Source organism: Marinobacter lutaoensis (genome assembly GCF_001981305.1).
GTDB lineage: Bacteria > Pseudomonadota > Gammaproteobacteria > Pseudomonadales > Oleiphilaceae > Marinobacter > Marinobacter lutaoensis.
In genome coordinates this window covers 19,018-29,955 of sequence record NZ_MSCW01000003.1, presented here as the reverse complement: position 1 = coordinate 29,955, position 10,938 = coordinate 19,018, and the positions used below count along the sequence as shown (strand labels likewise).

The following is a 10,938-nucleotide window of genomic DNA, read 5'->3' as shown; positions in this document are numbered from 1 at the left end:
TCTATGCATCAACCGTAATCAGCAGTCGTCTGTATTCCGATTCGAAACGGTGCCGGTGGCCTGATCGTACTGAAACGAGCATTCACCAGCTGTACCATCGCCATCACCGTCCGATGCCGCCCGTGCCGCAAGCGTGATCGTCGTAACACCAGCCGCGGCTGCGCCGATCGTGTAATCATTGGCATCCAGCTGCGCCGCCGCGCCGATACCCGCAGCATCCGCGGTGGGGAAGCCGTTACCCCCCGCCGAGTTATCAATGCTCACGGCGACGCCGTCCAGGGTCACCGAATTGGCGTTCGTTCCATCGGCCAGCCAGCGCGCATGGGCAATAGATGCCCCGGACTTGACGGCACCAATACCACCGTCGAGCGCCGCGGTGCTGGCTTCGCTGCCAAAATCCGCAAACCGCGGCAACGCAAACGCCGCCAGAATCCCCAGAATCACAATCACCATGACCAGTTCGATCAGGGTGAAACCTTTCTGCGCCCGGGGCGCCATGCCAGTCATCGTTTTCATGGTTTGTACTCCGTCTTGGTCAGTGAGGTCGTTTTCGTTTTAGTTGATGTTTGTGGTGATTTCGCCGGTATCGGCATCGTACACGATGTTGCTGCCCTGCCCGTCCGCCTGGTAGGTAAACACACAATCCTGGCCACCGCCGTTACCGTCGGCCTGTACAGAGATTTCGTATTCCGGCGTCGCGCCCGTGACTGTCGGCGCATTGGCCTGAAGCACACCCTGCCAAACCTGCTGGCACCGACCGGTGGTCATGTTGGTGCTATTGCTGTCGTTGGTTGCGGTCGGCCAGCCGTCCGGCCCGACATCGACATCATCATTACCGAAGCCGTCGATATTATCCGCCGCACCTGACAGTCCGTTACTGACCCACTGGGCCTTTACCAGCGCCACGCCGGCGCTGAGCGCACCCGCCGTAGCGCGGATGCTGGCCTCGTGCGCCTGCTCGGAAAGCTGAGCAAAGCGAGGCAACGCGAAAGCCGCCAGGATGGCCAGGATGGCAATCACCACCACCAGCTCGATGAGGGTAAACCCTGCTTGGGCGCGCGTTTTTCTGTACTGTTTCATTCGTCCACCTCTTTCGTTCGTTTTCAGGGTTGATGAATGGCCATTCATGGCCTGGCCCCCGGCCCGTCCACGCCGGTCATTGCCATCGGCACCGGTTCAAGGGCCAGACCGGTCAGACGCTCGCCCGCTTCCCGCCGGCGGTTGCCGTTACGGTCAACAAAGGTCGTCGTCACCTGCCACGCCACGGGCCGATCGGCCGGCAACAGATTGCCGTCCACGGTCACCGGTTGCCTGGGGGTGTACAGCAGCCACCCCTTCTTGGTTGTTTCTGAGCTCTCCCGCGAGCCCGGCTGAAAACACCAGTCGCCGGGCTCGGGAACCGCGTTCCCGCAGTCACCACGATAAGCGGGCCACGGCGCCTGCAGCCAGTCGAACGGGTTGCCTCCCGACAGCCCGGCCAGCCGCTCCGGTTGTGTCAGCATCGTTTCCGCCCCCTTCACCACCAGCGCCGCTCGCAACTGCGCCAGCACCAGACGGGTGCCCTGCTCCTCAGCGTATTGCAATTGGCGTTCCAACGCCGTCAGCAGGCACCACCAGAGCAGCCCGATCAGCCCCCAGACCACCGCCAGGCGGAACTTCCGGACGATGACCAGAGCACGGGCACTCGGACGCCCCGCCGGCATGGCACTAGCCCCGCCCCATGGCCGCGGCCCCCAGGTCCCAGATGGGCAGGAACACACCCAGCGCCAGGATCAGTACCAGCACCCCCATGGCGACAATGAGTATCGGTTCGATCGACTCGGCCAGGCGCTTGAGACCGTAGTCGACGTCTTCGTCATAGAAATCAGCCACGTGGTTGAGCATGTCATCCACGGCCCCGGTCTCCTCGCCCACCGCGATCATCTGTAGGATCAGTGGGGTGAACATGCCGCTGTGCCGCGCGGTACGGAGCAGGCTTTCCCCGCGTTCGATCCCCAGACGCATCTCCTTGATGTGGGTGGCGATCCAGGCATTGTCCGTGGCATCGGCAACAACCGTCAGGGCATGGGTGATGGGCATGCCAGCCGACAGCATGGTGGCGAAGTTACGGGCAAACCGGCTCAAGGTAATCAGTTCCAGCAAGTTGCCCATCACCGGCAGACGCAACTTGTAGCGGTCCCAGGTCAGCCGCCCCCCAGGTGTCCGGAGCCACTGCCGGACCAGCACGGCAGCGCCGGCCACCGCGAACAGCACCACGTACCAATACCCCAACAGGAATTCGGAGGTACCGACCAGGACCTGGGTCAGCACCGGCAGGTCCGCACCCAGCTTGTCGAACACTGCGGCGAACTTGGGGATCACCAGGAAATTCACGATCATCAGCGCCGCCAGCAACGCCACCAGCACGAACGTTGGATATCGCATGGCCTGTTTCAGGCGGCGTCGGGTATCCCGTTCCAGTTCCAGAATATCGGACAGGCGCTTGAACGACTCGTCCAGCATCCCGGTGTTTTCACCGACGTGAATCATGGCAACGAACAGATCCGAAAAAACCGCCGGATGCGCCTTCATCGCGGTCGCCATGGTGGTGCCCCCCTCCAACCGGGAGGTGACATCGTCCAACACCCGCGCCAGTGCGGGTGAGCGGGTTGTCTCCGCCAGCCCCCGCATGGTCCGGATCAGCGGAATACCCGCCCGGGTCAGCGCATACATCTGGCGACAAAAGACGATCAGTTCATCCAGCGTGACGGTTTGGCGCCCCGGCAGCAATCGCTGTCGCCAATCCGAAGCCCCCGGCGACGCCGGCCGCGGCCGAATCGTCAGTGGAGTGATGCCCTTGCGCATCAGCTCGGCTGCCGCAGCCTCCGCGCTCACGGCCACCAGCGTGCCCTGGTGGACCCCTCCCTGGGCGTCCCGGCCCCGGTAGAGAAACTCCATCAGTGCGCCTCCCCGGCCGACGCGTCCGGGGCCGTGAGCTCGGCCTCCGAGGTGGCCGCGACTCGGGCCACCTCGGCCAACGAGGTGATCCCACGCAGAGCGTAGTCCATGGCGCAGCGTCCCAGGGGGCGGTACAGCGGGCTCTGTCGCGCCGCCTGGGTGAAGCGGGCAACATCCCGACGCCGCAGGGCGTCCAGCATCGCCTCGTTCATCTCCAGCATTTCATAGACACCCACGCGCCCCTTGTAGCCGGTGTTGCTGCACTGATAGCAGCCCCGCCCCTGGACAAATCCGGCTTCCAGATCCACCGGATCCAGCTCGAAGCTCTCCAGCCAGATCCGTTCCTGTTCGGTCGGCTGATATGGCTCGGCACAGTTCTCACACACCCGCCGGACCAGCCGCTGCGCCACCACCCCCAACAGGGAACTGGCCACCAGAAAAGGTTCCGCCCCCATGTCGATCAGGCGCATGGCGCTGCTGATCGAATCGTTGGTGTGCAATGTGGACAGCACCAGGTGGCCGGTCATGGCGGCCCGCAGGCCAATCTCAACGGTTTCCGAATCCCGCATTTCGCCCACCAGGATGACATCCGGGTCCTGACGCAGCGCCGCCCGGAGTACGTCGGAGAATTCAAGCCCGATTTTGGGGTTCACCTGCACTTGGGTGACCCGAGGCAGACGGTACTCGACCGGGTCTTCAGCCGTAATGATCTTGACTTCCGGACGGTTCAGTTCGGACAGGGCTCCATACAGGGTGGTGGTCTTGCCGCTGCCGGTTGGCCCGGTCACCAGGATCATGCCATGGGGGCGCTGAATCATCCGCCGGAACCGGGCCAGCAGTTCCGGCGGCATGCCGGTGCTTTCCAGGTTGAGCATGCCCTGGCTCTGATCCAGCAACCGCATGACCACCGACTCGCCATACTGCACCGGCATGGTGGAGACACGCACATCAATGCTGCGCCCCTTGACCCGGACGTTGAAGCGCCCGTCCTGTGGCAACCGTTTCTCGGAGATGTTGAGTCCGGCCATGAGTTTCAGGCGCAGAACCAGAGCGGCATTGACGCGCTTCTCCTTCATCACCTGCTCCTGCAGCACGCCGTCCACCCGCTGCCGGATCCGTACCACCGACTCGTCGGGCTCAATGTGAATGTCGGAGCTGCGGGCCTGCACCGCGTCCTCGAACAGCGTTTTCAGCAGCTTGACGACCGGAGCGTCTTCGCTGGAAGACTCGGCCGTCAGATCGGCCAAGTCGAAGGCATCGTCATCCAGCTCGTCTTCCAGCTCTTCCGCCAGCGAGGCGATTTCTTCGGTCCGGCGGTACACCAGATCCAGGGTACTGAGCAGCTCGCTTTCCCGGACCACTGCCTGCTTGATGGGCTGTTTAAGAATCCGGACGATCTCATCGTAAGCGAAGATGTCCAGAGGGTCGGCCATGCCCACCAGCAGTTCCCCGTTCCGTTCCGCCAGAACAATGGCCCGGAACCGTCGGGCCACGGCTTCCGGCAGTTTCTTCACCAGATGGTTGTCGAACTGGTAATGGCGCAGCTGTACGAAGGGCACGTCCAGCTGCCGGGACAGGATGTTCAGCAGGCTGTCCTCGTCGACGTACCCCAGGTCGATCAGGGTACGCCCCAGCTTGCGACCGGTGCGTTTCTGCTCCCGCAGCGCCGTCCCCAGCTGATCTTCGGTGATCACCGCATTCTGGACCAGCAGGTCGCCTATGCGGATTTTCTTTTTCGGTTCAGTTGCCATCATCCCGCCTGCAATTGCCTGAGACGTTCGCGAACAAAGTCCGCCAATGCGGTGGAGAGCCCGGGCAGGGCCGCCGCCTGACCATAGGCCCGAATCGCGCTGGCGATCTTGCCCTGCCCCTCCAGAGCCAGGGCCAGCCCGACCCACCAGGCGGCCCGACTGTCGTCGGCCATCAGCAATGCCGTCCAGTGCCCGGCTGCCGCCTCGCTGTCCCCAGCCTGCTGCAACAGGGTGGCCAGGGTCACACGGTATTCGATATGTCCGGCCACAGGCGGAATCCGGTGACTCAGGAGGGCCACCGCCCCGTCCAGATCGCCTCTGGCCAGCAGAGCCCGTGCACGCAGCAGCCGCAGCTCCGGATCGGCCTCGGTCACTGCCGGAGGCAACCAACTCAGGGCCGCCCCGGCCTGGCCGTCGACCAGCAACGCCCGGGCGACCACCGCACGACTGACCGGCGCGGGCTGTCGCGCCAACAGATCGGACAATCGCCGCTCAGCCTCAGCCAGCCGGCCCTCGCGAACCAGTCGCTCCAGTTCTTGGCCGGTGGCTCGATCCCGCGCTTCCGGTGTTCTCGGCACCTGCTTCACCACCGGAGGCGGTGAAGACGGCTCCACGGACGCCACCGAGGTGCGGGGCTCGGGGGCGGAAACCACCGGCTCAGCGACCGGAGCGCTCACAGCCGCCGCCGGAGGGGGGGGCGTCAACGGCGCTTTCGGGACCGGGGCCGCCGTGACTTCGACCGGCTTCGGGGCCGGTCCTGGGGGCGGCAACACCGGCACGGGCGGGGGAGCCACGGCGTCCTGGGGCCCACGTGAAATTCTTGCTGGCACCTCTGCCGGGGGAGACGGCGGAGACTCGTCATCTCCGGTCACATCCAGTGTCACCTCACCTGTGGCGGCCACCGGTTGCGGTGCCCGCCACAGGTGGATGGCCACCACGGCGCCAGCCGCCAGCACCAGGGGAAGCACCAGCAAGGCGACGCGCCGGCGCGGACGACCGGGCCGGCGCCCCAGATAGGGCACCGGTCGCTGCGACGGGCGCTGGCGCTGTTCGGCGGCTCGCAATGCGTCGTTGAGCAAGCTCATAACCACCTCGCAACCCAACCGGGCCGGTATGCGCTTTCAGTATCGTCCACAGCCCGCAGGACATGGCCCCGGTCGACTTTCCGCTCGCCCTCTCCCCAGGCCGCCAGCATGGCCTTGTGTGCCAGCACGTTCACCAGCCTGGGAATTCCCCGGGAGGCTCGGGCGATGAGTTTCAAGGCACCGGGCGTAAACAGCTCCCCCCGGTCATAACCGGCCTGGGCCAGTCGATGCCGGAGATAGTGCTCCACCGAGGCCCGGTCCAGCGGTGCCAGTTGGTAATGGAAAGTGATCCGCTGGCGCAGCTGACGCAGGGAACGCTTGGCCAACACCGAGTCCAACTCCGGCTGTCCGAACAGCACCACCTGCAGCAGCTTACGGCTCTCGGTCTCCAGATTGGTCAGCAGCCGCAGGGCCTCCAACGTAGGCTCCGGCATGGCCTGGGCTTCGTCGATCACCAGCACCGCGGGCTTGGCGGCCATGGCCAGATCAATCAACCGCTGATTCAGGGCCTTGAGCACCTGGTGGCCATTGGCGCATGTGGCCACATCCGCACCGAGTTCCTCGGCTACGGCCTCGTACAGAGTCTCCGGCGGCAGGTTGGGGTTCGGGATATAGGCGGTATGAGCCTGCGCGTCCAGTTCATTCAACAGCAACCGGCACAACAGAGTTTTGCCGGTTCCAACCTCACCGGTGATCTTGATGAACCCCTCCCGCTCCCGAAGCGCAACCAACAGCAGCTCCAGGGCGTCGGCATGACTCGGCGCCCGCAGGAAATAACGGGTGTTGGGCGTCAATGCAAATGGAGCTTCCCGCAGTCCGAAATGGGCCTCGTACATGTCAGTGTCGCGTGTTCTCCGGTTCCGGCATGACTGATTTCGAGGATTGCAGCAACTCCCGCAGTACGCTCATCCGCTCCCGGCTGGCGGCGATGTCCTTTGCCATAGTGTCGAGTTGCACCACCACCGGCCGCAACAGGATCACCAGCTCGCTCTTGCGGGCGTCGAAATGGCGCTGCTTGAACAACTCACCCAGCAACGGAATCTCACTGAAGAACGGGACCGCCGAGTTGTTGTCCTCGCTGGTGTTCTGGATAAGACCGCCAATCACTACGATCTGGCCGCTCTGGGCCCGGATCACACTGTCGGTTTCACGGACGGTGCTGCTGGCCAAGGGCAGGGTAACGTCCCGCTCACCGATGGTGATCACCTTTTCCTGATCGGTGACTTCGCTGACCGACGGATGCACGTGCAGGGTGACCGTTCCGTCCTCGCCGATCTGTGGCGTAACATCGAGGGAGATGCCGGAGAAGAACGGCGTCAACTCCACCGAGGTGGACGTGGTGTCGGAGGCGGTCACTGCGGAGTTGTCTTCATCAAAGTCGATGTCCGTGACGAAGAACTCATCGGTCCCCACCTTGATCACGGCCTTCTGGTTGTTGACGGTCGAAATCCTCGGGCTGGACAGGATCTGGACATTGCCCTGGGTACCGAGCAGTTCAATCAGCGCCGTGAAACTGCCATTACGGAACGTGGCGGAGAACAGGCCGCCGATATCCGGGGACTGAATACCCTGGCCGCTTAGAACTTGCGAAGTGAAATCAATCGGGAGGCCATCTGAAGCAGCAGTGGAGGAGTATCTTTGCAAATCCGACCAGCTGATGCCCTGCTGGTAGCCTTCATTCAGGGTGACTTCCAGGATCTTCGCCTCCAGCACCACTTGGCGCTTCATGATCAGCTCGGTCCGAGTCAGGTAGTCCTCGACCAGGCGCAGCTGCTCGCCACTGGCGCGGACCATCACCAGGCCGGCCCCAGGATTGACGACCACTTGGCCGTCAGCTCCGACCATCATCGCCAGGGTGCCCTGGATATCCTGCCAGAAGTCCGACTCGGTGGCGGTGGAGATGGAGGTGCCCACTAAATTACGGGTTTCCTCGGAGTCCGCACTCGCGTTCCCGCTATCGCCGTTGTTTCTGGCGCTGGTCACCTGTCCGGAGCTGACCCGGGTTTCGGAGCTGCCCCGGCGCTTGAAGTGCAGATAGTCGATGGGAAAGATCCGCGTCTGAACACGATTCGAGCGCACCTGGTACAGACGTCCCTTCCGTTCAATGTCCAGGTCGTAGACATCGGCCACGATGTCCATCACTTCCGGGACCGTGACATCCCGGAGCCGAAGATCGATGTTGGCCACCACATCCGGATGCACCACTACGTTATAACGGGTGCCGTTGACCAGGGACTCGAAAAAGGCGCCGGCGTCAACGCCCCGTGCATTGACATCGAAACGTTCCTCCCGGTCGGCCTCCGGCGCCAGCGGAGGCAGCAATGCGGCACTGATGTCCGGCGGCGGGACGGTAGCATGGGCGTTGGCAGCCGTGGCACCGGAGGGGCCTGAATCCAGGGCCCGAACGATATCATCGGCGGCATCGGTGGAGGTGGCGGTCGCCGAGCGCATCAGCGGATGGCTGCTGCAGGCGGCCTGAGCCAGCAGGGCCAACAGCAACAGCCCCCGGAAACCTAGACTGAACATGGGCTTCTTGAAGTTGATCATGGCGTTTCCCGCACCTCTGGCAGCGTATTCAGGCGCAAGACCCGGAGCTGCCCTCCGTCCAACACCTCGACTCGATCCCGATGGATTTTTCGTACCTTGATACCGTCCCCCGCCTGACCTTCCCTCAGTGCCACCCCGTCAATGACCGCCACCCGGCGGGTCTCGCCGTAGACAATCGAGTCCAGTGACAGCGGGCGCTGGGGCAGGGCCACCGGTGCCGGCGCCGATGCATCGGGGGGCCGCGTAGGGTCCCGCAACGCCCACGCGAAGGAGCCGCCCATCGCCAAACACACCGCGACACCCCAGACACACACCCTCATGTCAAACTCCCAACCACGTTTTTTCAAGACTCAGAGTGCGCACCTCGATTACCGCCTCGCCCTGGGGCCACTCCCCGGCCTGATAGGACACACTCACCCAGCCCAGTCGTTCATCCACCGCCTCAAGCCTTTCCAGATAGGACAGGACATCCAGATAGGCTCCCTGGATTCGCAGCTCGACCTGGTGCGCGTAAAGCAAGGGGGGCGGAGCCGAATCGCCGGTGCCTTCCCCGGACGGGTCGCCATAGATCGGCGTGGGTGTCTTCAGCGCCATGGACTGAAGAGTCAGCCCCGGCTGCGTTGCCAGAATGTCCTTCAGCAGGGCAACCATGGCACGCGGCGCGATCAGCTGACCGGTGGTCGCCGCGATGTCCCGCTCCAGCCGGTCCAGCTGTCGTTGGCGGCTGGCCAGCTGTGCCTGCAGCTCGCGGGATGGATCCTCAGAGAGCAGGCGCTCAAGCCGACGTTGTTCGCCCCTCAGTTCGTCCCGGCGGCCTTCAGCGGACTGAATGGCAAACTCCAGGTTGTTGTTGGCCTGCCACATCGGCGCCAACCCCCAGTGCCACCCCAGGAACAGGATCACCAACAGCACGGTGGCAAGCAGCAGCGCGCGTTCGCGCAGCGGCCGTTCGTCAAACCAGACCAAGCCCCGCTTCCAGGCATTCACAACAGGCGAAGTCATTCGTCTCCCTCCGGCTCCGGCTCACTGGCCACGAAGAACGACACCCAAGACCGCTCTTCAGGCGCCTCGGGACGGTTCAGGCGAAAGGCCCCGAACGTACGTCCCGAGAACTCCGGTGCTTCCCCCAGGCGTTCCAGATACAGCGGCACCAAGGGGGCGGCGGTCGCACGCCCGGCAATGGCAATGGTCGGGGGATTCGCAGCCAGGCGGACCCGAGTCAGCCAAACGCCGTCAGGAATCTGACGCGCCAGCGCGGCCATCTTCGGAGAAAAGACGCCTCCCCGCTGCAACACCAGCCCCTCGACCCGTTCCAGCAAACGTTGCCGTCGTACCAATGCCTCATTAACGCGCGCCAACGCGGCGGTCAGCTCCGGATCGGGCTGACGCCGCTGCAGTTCCTGATTCAGCGCCTGCAGTGCAGCCACCTGCTGCTCATTTTGCTGCTCAAGCGCCGCCAGCCGATCCCTCAGGTCGTGCTTCCGGTAAGCCAGCCAAGCACCGGCGACAAGCATCAGCAACACCAGTCCCAGACAACAGGCCACCACGAACGTCCCCTGAATTCGCTCCTTTCGGGGCCGCAATTCCGGCGTGTAAAGGTTAACCTGCTGCCTCATGATTCAATCCGCTCCGCCGCCATGGCACATCCCCAGGCCAGCAGGCAACGGCCATCCCAAGAGCCGTCCACCCCCAACTCAGCGCCATCCACCATTTCGGTTCTGGCCGCGACGTATGCGGACAACATCGCGGTGAGCGGCAGTGCAGCATCCCGGGCCGCCAGTCGCACCACGGCGGGGGGCACCTGCCCCATCTGGCTTTCGAAGTAGTCCAGGGAACGCTGCAGCTCCAGCCCCAGCGCCTGAAGCGCCGCGTCCTGACGTGCTGCGTCCCGGAGGTCCTCGGTGGTCACATCCAGACGCCGGGACAGATACAGCGTCTCACCGCGGCAGATGACCACCTGACCGTACCGTTCCCGCAGGTGCACCAGTGCCGCACTGCCCTGCGCCCCGTCCAAGCGAGCCGCCAGGTTTCGGAGAGCCAGCTCGGCAATATCGATGCGCGTCAGCGCCAGCCCGGCGCCGGCCACCAGGGCCACCAGCTCCGACACCAGGGACCTTCGCGCGACAACGACATTGACCAGATGCCCACGCCCGCGGGTGGCATCCTGGGGAAACGGGAACACGTCACACACCGCCTCGCTGGGGCTGAACTCAATCAGATCGCCCAGTTTCCAGCGTAGAGCATCTGCCAGCTCCGCGTCCTCGATGCCGTCCGGGCGTTCCATCTGAAATACCTGATACTGTTCCATCGGCAACACCAGGCTCGCCCGCAGCCCCGACCAGTCCTGTTGCCGGACCAAGTCGGCCAACTCCGCTTGCCGGCGGGCGGGCGAGCACTCGACAACACCGTGCGCATGCTCGGCCACACCCCGGGACGCCACCCAAGCGATACCGTCCGGACGCACCTCAAGGCTGACCTGACCACCTTGGCCGGAACGTTTGAACAGTCCACGGATCCTGTCGAGCATGGAAGTCTCAGTTTCTGTGATGGAGAAGTTGTCTTGTTGAACACAGACAGGCAGTCGTTACATTCCGTTGCATATTAAATGAGAAAGCAAC

12 protein-coding genes are annotated in these 10,938 nt (G+C 63.9%); all 12 read right to left on the bottom strand.

Annotated elements, in window-relative coordinates:
• Window positions 1-18: 18 nt before the first annotated feature.
• The 12 genes from BTO32_RS18190 to BTO32_RS04055 are packed head-to-tail and all read right to left on the bottom strand — an operon-like array spanning window position 19 to window position 10,847.
• Entirely contained in the window at window positions 19-516 is a 498-nt protein-coding gene (locus tag BTO32_RS18190) for a prepilin-type N-terminal cleavage/methylation domain-containing protein (protein ID WP_139339018.1), read from the bottom strand.
• Window positions 517-555: 39 nt separating this feature from the next.
• Window positions 556-1,080, bottom strand: coding sequence for a prepilin-type N-terminal cleavage/methylation domain-containing protein (locus BTO32_RS04105; protein ID WP_076723185.1), 525 nt, complete (start codon window positions 1,078-1,080; stop codon window positions 556-558).
• Between the two features lie 44 nt (window positions 1,081-1,124).
• Window positions 1,125-1,703: a hypothetical protein gene (locus BTO32_RS04100; RefSeq protein ID WP_076723184.1), complete on the bottom strand. Its 579-nt coding sequence runs from the start codon at window positions 1,701-1,703 to the stop codon at window positions 1,125-1,127.
• A gap of 4 nt (window positions 1,704-1,707) precedes the next feature.
• Window positions 1,708-2,937, bottom strand: a complete 1,230-nt coding sequence (locus BTO32_RS04095) for a type II secretion system F family protein (RefSeq protein WP_076723183.1) — start codon at window positions 2,935-2,937, stop codon at window positions 1,708-1,710.
• Window positions 2,937-4,688: a GspE/PulE family protein gene (locus tag BTO32_RS04090; RefSeq protein ID WP_076723182.1), complete on the bottom strand. Its 1,752-nt coding sequence runs from the start codon at window positions 4,686-4,688 to the stop codon at window positions 2,937-2,939. Before BTO32_RS04090 ends, BTO32_RS04095 begins: the two co-directional genes overlap by 1 nt.
• Window positions 4,688-5,773 carry a tetratricopeptide repeat protein gene (locus tag BTO32_RS04085; RefSeq protein WP_076723181.1) on the bottom strand — a complete coding sequence of 362 codons (1,086 nt, stop codon included), beginning with the start codon at window positions 5,771-5,773 and terminating at the stop codon, window positions 4,688-4,690. The genes BTO32_RS04090 and BTO32_RS04085 overlap by 1 nt, the downstream gene beginning before the upstream one ends.
• A complete protein-coding gene (locus tag BTO32_RS04080) occupies window positions 5,770-6,609 on the bottom strand; it encodes an ExeA family protein (protein ID WP_076723180.1) in 840 nt (279 codons plus the stop codon). The genes BTO32_RS04085 and BTO32_RS04080 overlap by 4 nt, the downstream gene beginning before the upstream one ends.
• Before the next feature lies 1 nt (window position 6,610).
• Window positions 6,611-8,320, bottom strand: a complete 1,710-nt coding sequence (gene mshL / locus BTO32_RS04075; RefSeq protein ID WP_245820267.1) for a pilus (MSHA type) biogenesis protein MshL — start codon at window positions 8,318-8,320, stop codon at window positions 6,611-6,613.
• Entirely contained in the window at window positions 8,317-8,640 is a 324-nt protein-coding gene (locus BTO32_RS04070) for a hypothetical protein (RefSeq protein WP_076723179.1), read from the bottom strand. Before BTO32_RS04070 ends, mshL begins: the two co-directional genes overlap by 4 nt.
• Before the next feature lies 1 nt (window position 8,641).
• Window positions 8,642-9,322: an MSHA biogenesis protein MshJ gene (locus BTO32_RS04065; RefSeq protein WP_076723178.1), complete on the bottom strand. Its 681-nt coding sequence runs from the start codon at window positions 9,320-9,322 to the stop codon at window positions 8,642-8,644.
• Window positions 9,319-9,936, bottom strand: a complete 618-nt coding sequence (locus BTO32_RS04060; RefSeq protein WP_076723177.1) for a PilN domain-containing protein — start codon at window positions 9,934-9,936, stop codon at window positions 9,319-9,321. Before BTO32_RS04060 ends, BTO32_RS04065 begins: the two co-directional genes overlap by 4 nt.
• Window positions 9,933-10,847, bottom strand: a complete 915-nt coding sequence (locus tag BTO32_RS04055) for a type IV pilus biogenesis protein PilM (protein WP_084206778.1) — start codon at window positions 10,845-10,847, stop codon at window positions 9,933-9,935. The genes BTO32_RS04060 and BTO32_RS04055 overlap by 4 nt, the downstream gene beginning before the upstream one ends.
• Window positions 10,848-10,938 lie beyond the last annotated feature (91 nt).